We start from the raw sequence: 18,352 nt of genomic DNA, 5'->3' as shown, positions 1-18,352 counted from the left end.
GGAATGCGTACTTTGAAAACATCCTTGCCTTTAAAAATACTAAATGTGATTGGTTTAATTATAATGGTTGCAATCTTCGCTATGCCTTTTATTTGGATGATTTCCACGAGTTTAAAAACATTGGGAGAAACAATGGTGTTCCCACCAAAGTGGATTCCAGATGAACTCATTTGGGAGAACTTTGTATCAGCATGGAATTCTGGACCATTTTTACAATACTTTATGAATAGTGTCCTTGTATCGGTTGGAATTTTAATCTTTCAGTTTATTACCGTTATTCCTGCAGCATATGCATTTGCAAGGTATGAATTTCGCTTCAAAAATGTGCTGTTTAGCTTAGTCATGGTGACCATGATGATTCCGGCCCAGCTTATTTTCTTGCCAGTGTTTTTAAATTTAAGTGACTGGGGTCTTCTTGATACCTTATGGGGCTTGATTCTGCCATTTGCTACAAGCGCGTTCGGGATTTTCATGCTGCGGCAAACGTTTAAACAAGTCCCAGAAGAATTATTAGAGGCTGCACGTTTGGACAATTCAACTGATTTCAAGATTATGATGAAGATTATGGTGCCAATGGCAAAACCAACGTTGATTACATTGGGCTTATTCAATTTCATTACGCATTGGAACGATTATTTCTGGCCGCTTGTTATGACAACTACAGAGAGTGCACGTACCCTTCCTGTTGGAATTGCACAACTGCGGCAGGTGGATGGCGGTGTTGCGTGGAATATTTTAATGGCGGGTAACGTTATTCTCGTCATCCCGATTTTAATAATCTTCTTCTTTGCACAGCGCCATATTATTAGAGCATTTACGTATACGGGAGTTAAATGAATGGAGGATGGGCTTGTGGCTCATTCTTTTTTCGTTTGGGGAGAAGAAGAAAGGAGGTGCTAAATATAAGTCTCCATTCCAGAAAAAAAGGACCCTCCAGTAAAGGCCCTTGTTTCGTATTCTTAAACATATAAATTTCTTTTAATCAACTTTTCACGGTTAGGTGTAGTACCCATACCTAGTGGATTCAATTGGAAATGATTAATATTGGAACCAATTAGTTGTGCCATACCTCTTAATTCTGGACTTGCGACATGAGGCGATTGAATCGAAATTTCGTTATCATTTATTTCTAATATGCGGATACTTTGATCATCGAGTACAGCATTTGCTTGAACAAATGTCCAGTTATCTATTGTTTCAATGGAATCTTTGTGATTATGGCCGTTTATGTAAATACCGTTTCCTTTCTTCTTACGCAAAACGTCAAGAATTGGTACTTCAGGTTGAATGGATAAGTAAGGGAAATTAGAATTTGCTGTTGTATCGTAAACCGGATGGTGAGCAAAGATTATCACAAGCTTATCCTCACTCTCTGCAATTTCGGCTTCCAGCCATTGTAATTGCTTATCGTTTACGTAACCACTATAATCTTCGTGATCATGGTCCCGGGCAGTTTCCAAGGAGATAATGATTACTTCATCTGTTGCAATTGAAATATTTTGTTCGCTGTTAGAAATGTTTAGAACTTCATCTCTTGAGACGCCGTATAGGTCATGGTTGCCAAATGTGTGAATAAAAGGTTTATCGTATTTACGAATGATTTCATAGACTTCGCGCAGTTCATCTTCTCTGCCAAAGTTGGTTAAATCACCAATGGAAACATAGTAGTCAGCTTCTATTTCAAAAAAAGTATGAAGAAATTTAGCATAGAATGCATCCCTAGCTTCTTTTACTTTCTCATTTTTACCAATCATAGATGGATAATGTAAATCTCCAATAAAAGCAATTCTCAAATGTATCCTCTCCTTATTGTTAATAACTCCATTATGCCAGTGAAATATTAACGGAGATTGGAGAGACTGTTAAGATTGCTTAAAATAAATCGCAAAGCATTGTTCTGAAACAGTATCATCCATAATAGAGTAAGAGGATTATATTATCTGCTTACTCTATCTAAGATGGTTTGTAAACATCTAAAACACACTTGGATAAGCTTTCACCATCGCATCGGAGATTGTATCCGCCATATGTCTTGCTTGTTTCTCAATTTCATCATATACTTCGATATCCTTTTGATAGTCTTTGTTAATCATCGCTACCGCTTCTTGTTTTGTTAAGTCTAAATGGTGATAAAACATTTCGCGGACTGCCTCTTCTGTTAAATAAGGATTAATGCTGTTTAGGAATACAGCAATTTCATCTGCGTTTGCGTACCATTTTTGTTCTGCTGTCATTGCTGCTTGCTCATCACCGGCTATTGCTGCCTTGACAAGGTCTGCCGCAATTAGAAGATGCTCTTTAATTAAGTTGCCATACGTTTCCGCAACAACATCCCCGTATAGGCGGCGAATCATATTACCCATGTCTGTCGCATTTCTCAGCAGACGTGTGAGGACAAAATCGATATCTGGCAAATTAAATGTAAGACTAATAATGGCCATTCTCGTCCATGCGACATGTTCCTCCCAAAGACTTCGCATATCATTTCGATAATCAACCTCTGCCTGGCTTATACAATGATCTGGTCGTACTTGCTGGTTGGGCGAGTGTGCGACTGGTATCGAAATTTTTTGTCCGATATGCAGATAGTTGGGGTTTATTCCAGGATTAACAGCAAAAATTTCTTCTGCAGTTGTTTGATATCGATATGCCAATAACCAGTAATTATCGCCTGGTTGAACGGTATGGTAAAAAAGATTATTCATCTTACACGTTCACTCCTTTGTTTATATTCAACTGTAATAAAATTGAATTGGGTGTGATTATAGTTTATTCAAATTGTGTGGGTGGGTGCTTGGAGATGCGAGGAAAAATGATGGGGAATTTTATGGTCGCTCACTTATGGTGATGAAAAAACTTGGTGCTAATTGTATAGCACCAAGTTTAGGGTCAATAATAAAATTCAATCAATTCTTGAATAGGACAATAAATAATACTTATCTGTATATAGGATGCTTTTAAAGGGCTTCTAACAGTGACCCCAATTGGGTGCAGTTCACCTGCCTCCATGTACTCTAAGATAATACGTCATTTAAATATTTTTTTACAGCTTCTGGATTTCCTAAAATATTCTTAGCACGTTCATTATCTAACTCCAGCTTTTTTAACGCCTCTTTTAATACGTCTTGTTCTATTGGTCTCGGAATAACAACGACACCATCAGCATCACCTGCGATAATATCACCAGGATTAATGGCTGTTCCACCACACGAGATGGGTACATTAATTGTCCCTCCGCCTGCTTTACCGCATGCTGCAACGGTCGTTCCTTTACAGAAGACAGGAAACTCCATGTTTTTACTGCCTTAAATCGCGAATAACCCCATCAGCCACTAATCCACCAAGGCTAAGGGTTTTTGCCATACCGATTACAAAGTCACCAGCAATTCCGCGGTACGTGTCACCCTTGGCATCGACTACGAGGACATTTCCAGCTTTTGCTGTTCTAATTGCTTTTAAAACGGCAACATTATCACCGACAGGCATCTTCACAGTGTATGCTCTGCCAATTAATTTATCATTTGTTTTTAACGGTTTAATTGATGAATGTAGATTATTAAGTCCATTCATTGCGTCAGATATACAAGTTGTTGGAATACGGCTAAATTGTTCAAGAATACTCTCCACCCGATTACCTCCTGATAATGCAGACTTGAAATTAATCACTTTCTTAAAATATAGTATACTAGCAATAGTTCGTAAAATACTAAAATCGTATTATCAACCATAATAAAAATGAATAGCAAAAAAGGTGGAGGAGTTGCGATATGCGGAGTCAAGATTGGTTAATTTTAAGGCATCTTTATGCAACGAAAAATATTACCAAAGCGGCACAGCGTTTATATATTTCACAGCCGGCATTTTCTAGTCGGTTAAAACAGCTCGAAAAGGAATTTGGCATCAAAATTGTAACTAGAGAAAGAAGGGGCGTGAATTTTACCCCTCAAGGAGAGTATTTAGCAAAGAGCGCAGAAGAAATGTTGCTGAAGATACAGGAGATAAAGGAAAATATAGCAAACATGGATCGTGAGGTAGTGGGCACCATTAAATTCGGTGTATCCAATTTTTTTACAAAGTACAAGCTTCCAAGGCTGCTGAAACTTTTTAAAGACAGGTACCCAAACGTTGATTTTCAAGTAACGACAGGGTGGAGTCGGGACATGTTTCATGCGTTATATAACAAGGATGTACATATTGCGTTTGTAAGAGGCGATTATCCGTGGCTTGGTCGGAAACAGCTATTATTTGAAGAACAGTTATGTATTGCTTCAGCGAAGGAATTAGATATTGCTGATCTACCTAATCTACCAAGAATTGATTATAAAACAGATAGCTTGCTCAAGTCTTTGATTGAAGAATGGTGGACAAAAACATATTTAAAACCGCCATTCATTACGATGGAGGTTGACCAAGTTGATACGTGTAAGGAAATGGTAGCAAATGGCCTAGGGTATGCCATCATGCCTAGCATGATACTGAACGGAATGGAAGATATCTATAAGATTAGCTTAACAGATAAAGAAGGAGAAGCTTTATTAAGGAAAACATGGATGCTTTACCATGATGAATCACTAGAATTAAATGTGATCAAAGCATTTGTTGCATTTATAGAAGATCTTGATACCCAAGATATGAATGGAAAAATATATGAAGAAAGATGAACCAGACTTATAGTGGACGAGTTTGGTTCATTTTTTTTAGGAAAGCATTTGTAACAGCTATCCAAAAAACAAATAGCTATCCATAAAATATCAGTATTTTAATTATTACTGAGTTTAAATTAATATAAACATAGATTGAATTATCAAACATTGATAGGAGTGGTCATGATTTCTCAGTTTCGGGTATCTTGTGCGGTTTATCGTGGTGGAACAAGTCGGGGGATATTTTTTAACAAGGAGGATTTACCAGAGGAAAGAAAGCTTCAATATAAAATATTTATGTCTGGAATTGATGCCTATAATCCTTCGCAGATTAATGGGCTAGGAAGTGGGACATCGCATTCAAGCAAAGTATGTGTTATTTCCAAGTCAAATCATAATGAGATTGATGTAGATTATACTTTTTACCAGATTGGGATTGGTGAAGAGCTTGTAGATGACAAAGGGACATGTGGGAACCTGATGGCTGCTGTCGGTGCCTATGCTGTTGATGAAGGTTTAGTTGATGTGGAGCCTCATGCTAATCAGATAGATGTGAAGGTATTTAACACAAATATTAAGCGCGTACTCACTATAAATGTTCCTGTAATAAATGGAAAGGCAAAGGTAGCTGGAGATTACATGGTTCCTGGATTAAGCCAGCCAGGAGCAAAATTCGTAATAAGCATCCTTGACCCTGGTGGAGGAAAGACAGGAAGAACATTGCCACTTGGATCAGTATACGCATTAAAAACAGAGGAGAAAAGCTACGATGTAACCTTTGTTGATGCAGTCAATCCATTTGTATTTGTACAAGCGAAGGATCTAGGAATAACCGGAGTAGAGCCGAATCGTGAATTGGCGAGTAACAAAGCGTTGTTAGATGAAATAGAGACCATTCGCTCCAAAATGGCAGTAGTATCTGGAATGGCAGCGACTATTGCTATTGCAAAACAAGCCCCATCTGTACCGAAAATAGCTATCGTAACAGAGCCACAGGATTATGTGACACAGGAGGGGGAGCTTATCAAGGCAGATGATGTTGACCTAGTTGCAAAAATGCTTTCCATGGGTGCTTTTCATCGTACGTTTGCAGGAAGTGGACTTTATTGTATCGCTGCTGCAGCTATGTTGCCAGGAACCATTGTCAATCGTTTTACGAGGGAGCCAGACAATAATCATGAACGAATTATTCGTATTGGACACCCCGAGGGAGTCGCCAACGTAAAAGTTGCCAGGTATAAAGATAAACTGGATATCGCTTATGTTGGACTAGAACGAACCGCGAGGAGAATTATTAAAGGGGATTTGTACATTCCTGAATAATGAAGAAAGAAGTGGAGGTAACAGCATGCTGGAGCTGAAAGACAATGATATTTACAAGGCAAAATCGTCCTTTACTGCTAATGGAAAGAACTATCATTATTATCGTTTGCAAGCACTGGAAGAGGCTGGTATTGGCAATATTTCCAAACTGCCTTATGCAATTAAAATTTTACTGGAGTCTGTTTTACGGAAATATGATGGGAAGGTTATTCAACAAGAACATATTGAAAATCTAGCCAATTGGGGAGAAAGGGACAGTCAGAGAAATGCCGTTGTCCCTTTTATGCCATCGAGAATCGTATTGCAGGATTTCACCGGCGTTCCGGTCATTGTTGATCTCGCTTCGTTGAGAAAAGCGGTGAAAGAGATGGGAGGAGATCCGGAAAAGATAAATCCTGAAATACCAGTCGACCTTGTCATTGACCATGCGGAGCAAGTGGATAGGTTTGGTACAAGGGGGTCACTGCAATACAATGTGCGCCGTGGGTTTGAATTAAATTTGGAGCGTTATAAATTTTTTAAGTGGGCCACACACGCGATAAACAACTTTCGTGCTATCCCACCATCAACAGCAATTATTCATCAGGCAAATCTGGAGCACCTTGCATCGGTTGTCCATTCTTTAGAAGAAGGGGATGGGCATCTTGCATATCCAGACACGTGTTTAGGTACAGATTCCCATACACCGATGATTAACGGTATTGGTGTTGTTGGCTGGGGTGTTGGCGGAATTGAAGCGGAAGCAGCGATGTTAGGTCAGCCATCCTTTTTCCCATTGCCAGAAGTAATCGGTATTCGTTTAAAAGGTAAGTTATCACCTGGGACGACGGGAACGGATTTAGCGCTTTATATTACAAATCTGCTTCGGGAAAAAAATGTAGTTGGCAAATTTGTTGAATTTTTTGGGGAAGGGCTTAACAGTTTGTCCGTAGCGGATAGGGCAACGGTTGCCAATATGTCACCGGAAAATGGGGCGACCATTACCTATTTTCCAGTAGATAATAAAACGCTTGATTATTTGCGATTGTCTGGCAGAACCGAGGAACAAGTGGAACTTGTGGAGGCATACTGTAAAGCGAACGGGCTTTTTTATACGAATGATGCCAATTCCCCTAGTTATACAGAGGTTATTGAGCTTGGCCTGTCAAGCATAGAGACATATGTAGCTGGTCCAAAACGTCCTCAAGATTTAAACCGATTATCAGAAGTAAAAGATTCATTTAGAAAGGCGCTCGTCCATGAGGTTGGTAATCACGGGTATGGGCTAAATGAAACAGAGATTCATAGAGAGGCAAAGATCAATCATAAAGAAGGGCAAACATCTATCTTAAAAACAGGAGCAATTGTCCTTGCAGCGATTACAAGCTGTACGAACACATCGAATCCGCATGTGATGATGGCAGCTGGATTACTTGCAAAAAAGGCAGTTGAAAAAGGGCTTATCGTTCCACCTTACGTCAAAACAAGTCTGGCACCGGGATCACAGGTTGTTCCTGATTATTTACGTAAAGCAGGTTTATTAGACTCCCTAGAGAAACTAGGTTTTTATCTTGTCGGTTTTGGTTGCACAACTTGTGTAGGCAATTCTGGTCCACTGCCGGAAGAAGTTGAAGAAGTAATAGAAGACAAGGATTTAATTGTAGCTGGGGTTCTATCGGGAAATCGGAACTTCGAGGGACGCATTCATCCACTAATAAAAGCGAACTTTCTTGCATCGCCGCCGCTCGTTGTTGCCTATGCATTAGCGGGTACAATGGATATAAATTTAACTACGGATTCACTTGGCAAAGACAAGTTGGGCAATGATGTTTTTTTGGAAGATATCTGGCCAACCGATTTCGAAATCGAGCAAAAGATTAGGGAGACGATTACACCTGATTTATTTGAGAACCAACATAAGAACATATTTACTGGAAGTGATGCGTGGAATAAGCTGGAAACAAGCGAAGGGCTGCTCTATAACTGGGACGAAGACTCCACATACTTAAGAAATCCACCATTCTTTGAAAATATATCAAGAGAACCAAACGGGATTCGTCCACTTCAAGGTCTTCGCGTTTTACTTAAGCTTGGTGATTCCATTACCACCGATCACATTTCTCCTGCGGGAGGTCGGATTCCGATACAAAGTATAGCTGGAAAATACTTATTGGGCAAAAATGTTGATCGCCATCACTTTAGCTCATATGGAGCAAGGAGAGGTAATCATGAAGTAATGATTCGTGGCGGCTTTTCCAACATTCGACTTAGAAACCAGCTAGCCCCAGGGAAGGAAGGCGGCTATACGACATACTTTCCTACTGGTGATGTAATGCCAGCGTATGATGCTGCCATGAACTATAAGCAAGATGGAATTGGCTTATTCGTTATTGCGGGAATTGACTACGGAATGGGAAGCTCACGTGATTGGGCTGCAAAGGCAACCCAGCTTCTTGGTATAAAAGCAGTATTAGTGGAGGGCTTTGAACGCATTCATCGAAGCAATCTTGCGTTAATGGGGGTGCTGCCGCTTCAATTTAAACCAAATGAAAATGCCGAAACACTAGGATTAACAGGCAATGAGCTATACGATATTGATATAAGAGACGATGTAAAGCCAGGTCAGCATATTTATGTCACGGCAACAGGTATGGATGGGTATAAAAAAGAATTTCAAGTTATTGTTCGTTTGGATAGTGACATGGAAATGAAGTATTATCAGCATGGTGGCGTACTTCCAATGGTTTTGCGTGATAAAGTGAATCTTTAATCCGTTGTTATTTTTCATTCCTCGCTTATAAGGAATATAGAATAAGCCTTCGGGCGTCATAAATCTGTGGTTCGTCTATCAAAATGCACTAATCCCCCAGGGGAACAGTGCATTTTTTATTTGTTTATCCACTTTTGAATAGTCAGAAATTTGCTTGATTTTCTTTACTGTGTCTGCGTAAAATGGGAATACAGTAACGATTAATTTTGGCTATATAGTAGAAGGGAGTTGAGCGGAAAATAAGAGTCTCATTACAAACAAAACTACTTACCCTTATTATTTCGCTGCTATTATTTATTTTCATTTCATTAACAGGAATCTATTCCTATTTTGAAGCGGAGCAAACAGAGGAACATATGGGACAGCTTGCCTTACAAGTTGCAACAACCGTCTCTTTTATGCCAATGGTAGTAGAAGCATTTGATGATGAGAATCCCTCACAAGTTATTCAGCCAATTGTAGAACAAATACGGAAAGAAATGGGGGCGGAGTTTATCATTGTAGGAAACAAGGAGAGTATCCGCTTTTCACACCCCCAGGAATGGAAAATTGGTCAAAAAATGGTGGGCGGAGACAATGACCAGGCATTAATTGACGGAGAGTATTACATTTCTGAAGCAGTAGGATCTTTAGGTCCATCTCTTCGTGGGAAAGCACCGATTTTTGATAATGATGGCAATATTATCGGGATTGTCTCTGTCGGTTTTATGCTGGAAGATATTAGAGAAGCAACAATTGAAAATTTAATTAAATACAGTCAAGCTGCATTATTCGTTTTACTACTGGGAATCGTTGGTGGTGTATTCCTTGCCAGAAACATTCGGAAGGATACTTTAGGGTTAGAACCACATGAAATTGGTTCTCTATATCGAGAACGAAATGCGATTCTCGATTCGATTAAAGAAGGCGTAATCGCGATTGATGAAGATGGAAGAATCACAATGATGAATACCACTGCACAAAAAATTCTTGGAATTACCGATGAATCCAAGCATCAACCAATAGAAACAGTTATACCAAATTCACAAATGTACAAGGTATTAGAATCCGGAATCATTGAAAATGATCAAGAGCTCTTATTAAAGGATAGAATCATCATCGTTAATCGAACGCCAATAATGGAAAAGGGAAAAATCGTTGGTGTTGTTTCAAGTTTTCGTGATAAAACAGAGATGACAGAAATGGTTAACACACTATCAGAGGTTAGAAAGTACTCAGAGGATTTGCGTGCACAAACACATGAGTATACGAATAAGCTTTATGCGATTTCTGGATTGCTGCAGCTAAAGGAATACGACGAAGCGATTAAATTAATTCATGCGGAATCAGCCATCAATCGTAATCAAAATCGAATATTGTTCGAACAGATTCATGACCATAAAGTTCAAGCTATTTTACTTGGGAAATTAGGAAAAGCATCTGAAATGAGAATCACATTTTCGATTGATCGTAGCAGTTATTTGAGAGCGCTGCCAAAGCGTATTGATATTTCAAAACTAATCACCATATTAGGTAATATTCTTGACAATGCTTTTGAAGCAGTGTCTGAAAGTGAGCGTAAGGAAGTCACTTTCTTTGCAACAGATATTGGAAATGATATTGTATTTGAAGTTGCTGATACGGGAATTGGGATGAATGATGAGGTTCGAAAGGATATTTTTAAAAGAGGAGTCTCGACAAAAGGTGAACAAAATAGAGGATTTGGATTGGCCATTGTTAAACAGATTGTTGATGAATTAAATGGGACAATCGAATTGCAAATTCAGAATAGTGGTGGGGTTGCCTTTACTATCTTTATTCCAAAGGAAGTAAAAAATGTTGTTTAAGAGGTTGTTCAATCTTAAGGGGGCATAAAGATGATTCGAGTTGCCATTGCGGAGGATGATTTTAGGGTCGCATCCATTCATGAGAAATTTCTTTTAAGAATAGAAGAAATAGAAATTGTTGGTAAAGCGTTAAATGGGAAAGAGACACTTCAATTATTAAAGGACAAGCCTGTTGATTTATTGTTACTTGATATTTACATGCAGGATCAACTTGGCACCGATCTTTTGCAGGAAATAAGAAAATATTTCCCTCGTGTTGATGTGATTATGATTACTGCGGCAACAGATAAGGAGCTTGTCGAAATATCGATAAGAAATGGAGTTATTGATTATATTATTAAACCTGTATCATTAGAACGATTTACAGCAACAATAGAGGAATATAAAAAACGACGACAGATATTAGATAATAAAACAGACATTAGTCAGAAGGAAGTTGACCAGCTAATTGGTTTTACCAAGTCAGCTACGAAACAACGTGAAGTTATACCTAAAGGAATTGACCCACTAACATTAAAACGGGTAAAAAAAATCATGCAATCAATCGAAGGTGGAATATCTGCTGAAGAAATGGGAGAGAGAATGGGAGCATCACGAACGACTGCGAGAAGGTATTTGGAATATATTATTTCTACTGGGGAAGGAACGGCAGAGCATGAGTATGGAATTGTTGGGAGACCAGAAAGAAAATATAATATCTTGCAGGTAAAGAAGGTATAAAATTTTAGCAAGACGTGAATCCGTCGCAATTAAAATCTAAAGTCAAAGTTCGAAGGATAAGAAAAGCTAACACATTCGCTAGAGATAAGTGAATACAAATTTTTAAAATAATCGCCTCTTGGAAAAGGGGCTTTTTATTTTACTAAGACGGGATAAAATTAGGATTGCAGTAACTTTATTTCACTTGGAGCATTTACCTACAGCTGAATTTTAAGTTCGTATTCTAAAGGGTGGATGAAAAGGAAGAGGTCAGTAAAATTAACAACACCTTTGGGACTGTGCTTACTCGTCTCATCGAAAAGTCTTTTATAAATCACCGTGAACTTTATGAACAGAATAAATTTAATATATTTTAATTTTATTATTTTGAAAACGGTTACATTATTATTGTGAGCGCGTTATAATTTCATTCAGAAAAGAATTAATATTCTTTCATAAACGAAAACTAGGGGGGAAACGTATTGAAGAAGTTTTTATCAGTTATGTCTGTATTTATTTTATTATTTGTCGCGGCATGCTCAAATGATTCTACTGCATCGGGGGATGACACGTGGGAACCTGAGAAGACGATTGAGATCGTTGCACCAGCAGGTCCAGGCGGTGGTTGGGATACAACAGCACGTATGGCTGCTAAAATCTTTGAAGAGGAAGAAATTATCGATCAAGGCTTAGGTGTCGTGAACAAACCAGGTGGCGGCGGGGCAGTTGCTTGGGCATACATTCACGGTAAAGATAGCCCGTATAATTTATTCGTAAACTCACCACCATTGCTATTAGTCCCGCTTAATGGACAATCTGAGTATACATTTAATGATTTTACACCTATTTCTAACCTTATTGCTGATTATGCAGCGATTGCTGTGAGTGCAGATGCGGAATGGGATAATTTAAATGAGTTGTTTGAAGACATGAAAAAGGACCCGGAAAGTATTGCCGTTGTTGGAGCGTCATCACCAGGGAGCATGGACCACATTCAATTCGTTCATGTAGCCAAAGCTGCTGGGGTTGATATTACAAAGATTAAATATGTTTCAGATCAAGATGGAGGAGCGCTGACACAGCTTCTTAATGGCAGTGTAGAAGTATTTTCTACAGGTGTAGCGGAAACGGTTGAACAAGTAAGAGCTGGAAACATAAAGGTTCTGGGTATCACATCGGAAGAGAGATTAACTGGTGAAGTATTAGAAGACTTCCCAACAGCAATAGAGCAAGGAATCGATGCTTCATTCATTAACTGGAGGGGCTTTTTTGGACCAGCAGATATGGACCAGGCAGCACTGGATTATTACGAGCAGAAGTTTAAGGAGTTAAATGATTCGGAAGGCTGGGCAGGAGTTCGCGAACAATATGGTTGGTCTGAAATGTATATGGATCATGAAGAGTACGTGGATTTCTTGACAGAACAAGAGAAAGAAATGAAGGCATTATTAGATGAATTAGGATTAGGTAATTAAAATACTGTTCAAAAGGAGGATGAAAAGGACCGAGAAGTTCGAGGCGGCGTAGCTCCCCGTACCGGAAAGTATGCAACTAATACGTGAGGAACGGAAAAGCAAGCCAACGAGCTTCTACAGGATGTGGTGACTTCGACGTTCGACACAGGACGTGTCGGTACTTAGTCGAAGATCTTCTGCTTTCGATGTGTCATTTTCACCGGACTTTTTGAACATCCTCTTAAACAATTAAATATGGACAAAGAGCCGGCAGAATAACGATTCACTGGCTCTTTCCCAAAGGTGGTGCAGATATGTTAAATACACTAAATAAAAAATTAGCTCTTTTATTAGCAATCCTTGCTGCTTGCTACTTACTATTCAGTTTTCGTTTGCCGGATTATCCGTACGTTCCAGTAGATTCTGATGCCGTGCCAATTACACTTGGATTCATTCTTTTGCTCTTATCAATCTTTCTATATTTCAGTAAGGATGAGAGTAAAAAAGAGGAAAGAAGACTGCCAAAGGGCGAAACGCAGGTGATTTTATCTGTATTAGGTTTCGTAATTCTGTATGTTTTCTTTTTTGAAATAATAGGTTTTGTATTAACAACCGCATTATTTATATTTTTTAATTCATTATTCCTTGGATTTAAAAAATGGCTTCCCAATGTCATTGTATCTTTAGCTTTACCGCTTAGTATTTATTTTTTATTCGATTCGTTTTTGCAAATCTCATTACCTAGTGGAATATTACCATTTTAGAGGGGAGGGAATAATGTGGATATTTTTGACGGAATAATAACTGGATTTCAGGTAGCATTAAGTTTCCAAGGGCTATTAATTGTATTTATTGGTGCGGTAACTGGGACGTTAATTGGAATGATTCCGGGATTAGGACCCATCACTGCTATTGCTGTTATGATCCCAATCACGTATGGAATGGATCCTGCTATGGCGCTATTGTTAATGGCTGGGGTTTATTACGGAGCAGCATATGGTGGAGCGGCTTCCTCCATCCTGCTGAACGCACCAGGTGAATCGATGTCTGTTCCGACTACCTTCGATGGATACCCAATGGCAAAACAAGGGAAAGCTGGTAAAGCTCTAGCGATTTCAGCCATAGCTTCGTTTGTGGGAGGTACCATAAGTGTCATTCTTCTAACACTTTTTGCACCCGTGCTTGCAAGTGTCGCGGTATCTTTTGGTCCTGCTGAATATTTTGCCTTGATGTTGTTCGGGTTGCTCGCAGTGTCGAGTTTCGCTGATGGGTCCACGGTAAAAGCTTTAATATCAGCTACAATTGGATTTATGATTGCAACCGTTGGTATTGATGGACAAACAGGGACGACGAGATATACCTTTGGTAATGCCAATTTACTTGAAGGAGTTGACTTCCTTGTTATCGCCCTTGGTTTATTTGCTTTGGCCGAGGTTAGTTCATTAATTTTTGAGCGAAAAGAAAAGAGCGTCTTCGGGAAAAAATTAGGAAGCTTGCAGTTGTCAAAAAATGAAGTCAAAGAAATGGCAGGCCCAACGGGGAGACAATCCCTAATTGGTTTTTTAATCGGTATTCTTCCTGGCGCAGGTGGTACCATCGCTTCTTTCTTAGCATATATTTCGGAGAAGAAGTTATCCAAAAAACCCGAGGAGTTCGGTAAAGGATCGATTGCTGGACTTGCTGCACCAGAAGCAGCAAATAACAGTGCTTCCAGTGGTTCTTTTGTTCCATTATTAAGTTTAGGAATCCCGGGATCCGGAACAACTGCGGTGATGTTAGGTGCTTTGATTGTATTAGGTGTCCAGCCCGGACCATTACTGATGACTGAGCACCCGGATATATTCTGGGGAGTGATTGCAAGTATGTATATAGGAAATGTTATTTTGCTCGTTCTGAACCTACCATTAATACCATATATATCAAAAATACTTAAAGTACCTCGTCCATTACTTATATCACTCGTCATCGTCTTCTGTATCATCGGTGTTTTCGGAGTAAGTTATAACACGTTCGATTTATATTTGTTGGTGTTATTTGGTATTGTTGGTTTCTTTATGGCACGGTTCAAATTTCCTGCCGCTCCCATGCTGCTAGCTTTTATTTTAGGTGGGATGATGGAACAATCGTTGCGTCAGTCCTTAACCATATCGAACGGCAGCCTGTTTATTTTTGTGGAAAAACCAATCGCTTTGACATTAATTGTCATCGCATTTCTGTCATTCATTGTTCCTATCTTAAGGAATAGAAACAGGAAAAAAATTGATGAAGATTCAGTAGACCAAAAATATAATTCGATGTGACACGGCAAATTGTGAATGATGAAAGTAGGAGAGCAATGCTAATTGATTTACGGAGTGATACGCTGACAAAACCTATCGATTCAATGAGGCAAGCCATGTTTGATGCGGTAGTTGGAGATGACGGAAGAACTAGTCGGGATGGAAAAGGTGAGGATCCTACCGTCAATCGGCTTGAAGATCTGGCTGCAAAAGTAACGGGAAAAGAAGATGCGATGTTTTGTAACAGCGGTACAATCGGAAATATAATTGCTTTAATGACGCATTGTACGAGAGGGGACCTTGTAGCTGTAGGAGCAAACAGCCATTTATACAAAAGCGAAAAATCTCCCTTTATGGAATCTTACTTTGGCCTCGATCCGGTTCTGTATGAGGCAGATAATCGAGGCGTTCCAAGGGTGGATAGCCTAGCATCTCATTTTAGAAAAAGAAATACGAACCTATTATGCCTGGAGAATTCCAATAACTTTTTCGGCGGTGCATGTATATCGGCTAAAGAGACGAAAGCAATTTGTGAACTTGCAAACGAATATAGCGTTCCAGTCCATTTAGATGGGGCGAGAATATTCAATGTCGCAGCATATTATGATCTGCCAGTAAGCGATCTAGTGGCTCCAGTTGATTCCGTTATGTTCTCCGTATCAAAAGGTTTAGGTGCACCAATTGGATCACTGCTTTGTGGAAGTAAAGCATTTATAAAGCAGGCAAGATCAACGAGAAAACTACTAGGCGGTGGCATGCGGCAAGTGGGTATTATTGCTGCTGCGGGTATTATTGGTATAGAAATTCAATCACAGAGGTTAAAAGAAGATCATGAACACGCTTATTTACTTGCTAGCAAGATTGTCGGAAACACAAAGATAAAGGTAAATCTCGAAAATGTGCAAACGAATATTGTCATCATAGATGTTTCGAACAGTGGTTATTCAGCTGCGAAATTTGAAATGGAACTTGCAGAGCGTGGGTTATATGTGAAAGCCGTGTCAAATAACCATATTAGAATGACAACATACCATGGCATAAGTACGGAGAATGTAGAAAAAGCAGCGGTTATTTTCAATCAGTACTGCCATAATTTAAAGGAAGTTGATTCTGACATAGAATAGAGTAAGTAAGGGCTGGTTCTTATAACCAGCCTTTAGCTAGAAGAGACGGAAAAAGTCAAGTGGAAATATTTGATTGAATGGTATAATTATTTTATATCAAAATTGTCTCTGTGAATGAGGGAAAGTTATGGAATTACTTAAGCGGATCAGTCTGTATATGGTTGGTATCGTTGTGTTCGTTGCGTTTGTGAATGGGTTTATTGATGAATCAAAAGAACTTTATCAATTGATTCAGCAGCAAAGCGATGAACAGCTGGAAGAAACTGTACAAGGTAAAGCTGTACATAACGGTCTGTTTGGAAAACTAACCTATTATGCCGTGTTAACCGATGGGGCTGAGGAAAATGTGATCTATAATAGTGAGGCTAGGGACTATGCAGAGATCCCAAAGAGTGAATTTGATGCACTTGAAATTGGTGATACGCTAAAGGGCACCTTAACCGGTGCAGCGTTTAGCAAGGAGGATATACGTTCCCAAATTTATGAACATCTTCTACTGATGGCTATCGCTCTTATCTATCCAACCTTTTTTATTATCTATCAGTTGATTCATATTCCATCAGTGAATAGATGGACAAACAGCCATGATAAATGGTTAAGTCGGTTATTTTCCGGGATATTTATCGCGGGTCTTTGTATTGGGCTTTTATTTTCCTATGTTTCGATGACAAAGGACATCGTCAGTACTGTTCAGGCTCATCATGGTAACCAGCAGGAGACAACTGCATTGATTACGGATAGATACGAAGATCACAGCTACAGCTATAAAGGTTATTGGCGCAGTTATTATTATCTTGCACTTGCCTTTGAAGATCAGGAGGGCAGTATGATCCATCTGACAAAAGCTGTGCCTCCAAGCATTTTTAACAATAACGATTTTTCGGTTAAAATCAATTATCCAGAAGAGAACCCATATCGGGTTTATATGGATGGCATTAAGGTGAGTGATAGCTTTTTCTATTTCAATGCGTTGATCTTATACATACTTACAATTGTACTCACGCTGCTATTAATTTACGCCGCTTTCTTGATGAGAAGAAAGAAGAAGACGGGAAGCTATTGGCCAGTGAGGAAGAAATCTCCTCCATTGGACTCCTTTCCTCCATAATTTATATTGGCTTTCACTTCAACGAACCATCCCTATTTCTCATCTATATATCGTGGTATAATGGGAAATCTAGGGATTGCTTTGATGTACCTTAACGAAATGGAAGAGCTAAAGAACGATAGATAAGGATCTGTCTATCTCTCTTAGGAGGATTTGATTTGATAACGATTAAAGATATTGCAGAGATGGCGAATGTTTCCCGGTCCACGGTTTCCAGAGTGCTGAATGACTCTGGTTATGTCAGTGAGGATGCAAGGAAGCGCGTAGAGAGTGTGGTTAAAGAGACTGGCTATGCACCGAGTGAATATGCGAAGTCGCTAAGAACGAAGAAAACGAAGGTCATTGGGGTGATTTTGCCAACGATTCAAACGGAAACGCCGAGTAGAATCGTGACTGGTTTAGGGCGAGAGCTTTCAAAGCACGGCTATCAAATTCTTTTGGCAAATACCGACCATGATAAAGAAAAGGAACTGGAGTATTTGGATTTGTTGAAAGTGAGACAAGTAGATGGGATAGTCTTGATTGCTACAAATGCCGATGCGAAGCTGATGAAAAAGATAAAAGAAATCAATATTCCGATAGTCGTGATTGGACAGGAAGCAGAGGATGTCATACATGTTACCTATGATGATTATCGTGCAGTACGAGAGTTGACAAGGCTTTTCATCCAAAAAGGACATGAGAAAATTGCCTTTATTGGTGTAGATGAATCGGATCGGGCAGTCGGATATTATCGGAAGAAGGGTTTTTTAGATGAAATGGCAGCGCAGGGGTTGTCTGTCGAAAAAACATGGGTTCAAAAAGCGATTTTTGATATTGCCTCTGGTCATGAAGCGATGGGGGAAATCCTAAAATATGCGAACAAGCCGACTGCAACTATTGCTGTTACAGATCGTTTAGCAATTGGAGCGATGAGCTATTTAAAGGAGCAAGGATTGGAAATTCCAACAGACATGGCAATCGCGGGAATTGGTGCATCGGAAATGTCGCAGTATATGGAACCGCCTTTAACAACAGTTGATTATCAAAATGAAAAAGCCGGTGAGGAAGGGGCTAAGCAAATTTTAGCCAGCATTGAATCCAGACCGTTTCAGGAAAAATTAGTGATGGACTATAGACTAATTATTCGGGGAAGTGTATAATTAAT

Annotated in this window: 14 protein-coding genes and 1 pseudogene; 12 read left to right on the top strand and 3 right to left on the bottom strand. The window is 39.3% G+C overall.

What is annotated here, in order from left to right:
- The first annotated feature begins 3 nt into the window (after positions 1-3).
- On the top strand, positions 4-837 hold the full coding sequence (locus NST46_RS05620) for a carbohydrate ABC transporter permease (RefSeq protein WP_095310324.1): 834 nt from the start codon (positions 4-6) through the stop codon (positions 835-837).
- A 122-nt stretch (positions 838-959) separates the two neighbouring features.
- Here NST46_RS05620 and NST46_RS05615 read toward each other — a convergent pair whose 3' ends face one another.
- The 3 genes and pseudogenes from NST46_RS05615 to NST46_RS05605 form a co-directional block, all read right to left on the bottom strand.
- On the bottom strand, positions 960-1,793 hold the full coding sequence (locus NST46_RS05615; protein ID WP_095310325.1) for a metallophosphoesterase family protein: 834 nt from the start codon (positions 1,791-1,793) through the stop codon (positions 960-962).
- Positions 1,794-1,973: 180 nt separating this feature from the next.
- On the bottom strand, positions 1,974-2,705 hold the full coding sequence (locus NST46_RS05610) for a LysM peptidoglycan-binding domain-containing protein (RefSeq protein ID WP_339315867.1): 732 nt from the start codon (positions 2,703-2,705) through the stop codon (positions 1,974-1,976).
- Positions 2,706-3,014: 309 nt separating this feature from the next.
- Positions 3,015-3,570, bottom strand: a pseudogene (locus NST46_RS05605) (RraA family protein).
- Positions 3,571-3,767: 197 nt separating this feature from the next.
- Between NST46_RS05605 and NST46_RS05600 the strand changes: the two are divergent.
- From NST46_RS05600 to NST46_RS05550, 11 genes are all read left to right on the top strand, one after another.
- Entirely contained in the window at positions 3,768-4,661 is an 894-nt protein-coding gene (locus NST46_RS05600; protein WP_095310328.1) for a LysR family transcriptional regulator, read from the top strand.
- 165 nt (positions 4,662-4,826) lie between these two features.
- Complete coding sequence (locus NST46_RS05595) at positions 4,827-5,966, top strand: PrpF domain-containing protein (RefSeq protein ID WP_341136872.1); 1,140 nt, start codon at positions 4,827-4,829, stop codon at positions 5,964-5,966.
- Between the two features lie 25 nt (positions 5,967-5,991).
- A complete protein-coding gene (gene acnA, locus NST46_RS05590) occupies positions 5,992-8,715 on the top strand; it encodes an aconitate hydratase AcnA (RefSeq protein WP_445321722.1) in 2,724 nt (907 codons plus the stop codon).
- A 239-nt stretch (positions 8,716-8,954) separates the two neighbouring features.
- Entirely contained in the window at positions 8,955-10,541 is a 1,587-nt protein-coding gene (locus NST46_RS05585) for an ATP-binding protein (protein WP_095310329.1), read from the top strand.
- 30 nt (positions 10,542-10,571) lie between these two features.
- Complete coding sequence (locus NST46_RS05580; protein ID WP_118888307.1) at positions 10,572-11,261, top strand: response regulator; 690 nt, start codon at positions 10,572-10,574, stop codon at positions 11,259-11,261.
- A 461-nt stretch (positions 11,262-11,722) separates the two neighbouring features.
- The gene (locus tag NST46_RS05575; protein ID WP_118888308.1) at positions 11,723-12,715 is read left to right on the top strand and encodes a tripartite tricarboxylate transporter substrate binding protein; all 993 of its coding nucleotides are present in this window, start codon (positions 11,723-11,725) and stop codon (positions 12,713-12,715) included.
- A gap of 293 nt (positions 12,716-13,008) precedes the next feature.
- Entirely contained in the window at positions 13,009-13,458 is a 450-nt protein-coding gene (locus NST46_RS05570) for a tripartite tricarboxylate transporter TctB family protein (protein WP_118888309.1), read from the top strand.
- A gap of 15 nt (positions 13,459-13,473) precedes the next feature.
- On the top strand, positions 13,474-14,994 hold the full coding sequence (locus NST46_RS05565) for a tripartite tricarboxylate transporter permease (protein WP_095310337.1): 1,521 nt from the start codon (positions 13,474-13,476) through the stop codon (positions 14,992-14,994).
- Positions 14,991-16,097, top strand: a complete 1,107-nt coding sequence (locus NST46_RS05560) for a GntG family PLP-dependent aldolase (RefSeq protein ID WP_147379881.1) — start codon at positions 14,991-14,993, stop codon at positions 16,095-16,097. The genes NST46_RS05565 and NST46_RS05560 overlap by 4 nt, the downstream gene beginning before the upstream one ends.
- Before the next feature lie 127 nt (positions 16,098-16,224).
- Positions 16,225-17,205, top strand: a complete 981-nt coding sequence (locus NST46_RS05555) for a hypothetical protein (RefSeq protein WP_118888311.1) — start codon at positions 16,225-16,227, stop codon at positions 17,203-17,205.
- A 158-nt stretch (positions 17,206-17,363) separates the two neighbouring features.
- Positions 17,364-18,347 carry a LacI family DNA-binding transcriptional regulator gene (locus NST46_RS05550; protein ID WP_118888312.1) on the top strand — a complete coding sequence of 328 codons (984 nt, stop codon included), beginning with the start codon at positions 17,364-17,366 and terminating at the stop codon, positions 18,345-18,347.
- Positions 18,348-18,352 lie beyond the last annotated feature (5 nt).

The organism is Oceanobacillus sp. FSL W7-1309, from assembly GCF_038002145.1.
Lineage (GTDB): Bacteria > Bacillota > Bacilli > Bacillales > Amphibacillaceae > Oceanobacillus > Oceanobacillus profundus.
The sequence above is the reverse complement of the archived record's forward strand: the minus strand, read 5'-3'. Positions and strand labels throughout refer to the sequence as shown.

Coding starts and splice junctions, on each gene's coding strand:
- NST46_RS05620 (WP_095310324.1), top strand. CDS start 4: ATGCGTACTTTGAAAACATCCTTGCCTTTAAAAATACTAAATGTGATT.
- NST46_RS05610 (WP_339315867.1), bottom strand. CDS start 2,705: ATGAATAATCTTTTTTACCATACCGTTCAACCAGGCGATAATTACTGG.
- NST46_RS05600 (WP_095310328.1), top strand. CDS start 3,768: ATGCGGAGTCAAGATTGGTTAATTTTAAGGCATCTTTATGCAACGAAA.
- NST46_RS05595 (WP_341136872.1), top strand. CDS start 4,827: ATGATTTCTCAGTTTCGGGTATCTTGTGCGGTTTATCGTGGTGGAACA.
- acnA (WP_445321722.1), top strand. CDS start 5,992: ATGCTGGAGCTGAAAGACAATGATATTTACAAGGCAAAATCGTCCTTT.
- NST46_RS05580 (WP_118888307.1), top strand. CDS start 10,572: ATGATTCGAGTTGCCATTGCGGAGGATGATTTTAGGGTCGCATCCATT.
- NST46_RS05570 (WP_118888309.1), top strand. CDS start 13,009: ATGTTAAATACACTAAATAAAAAATTAGCTCTTTTATTAGCAATCCTT.
- NST46_RS05555 (WP_118888311.1), top strand. CDS start 16,225: ATGGAATTACTTAAGCGGATCAGTCTGTATATGGTTGGTATCGTTGTG.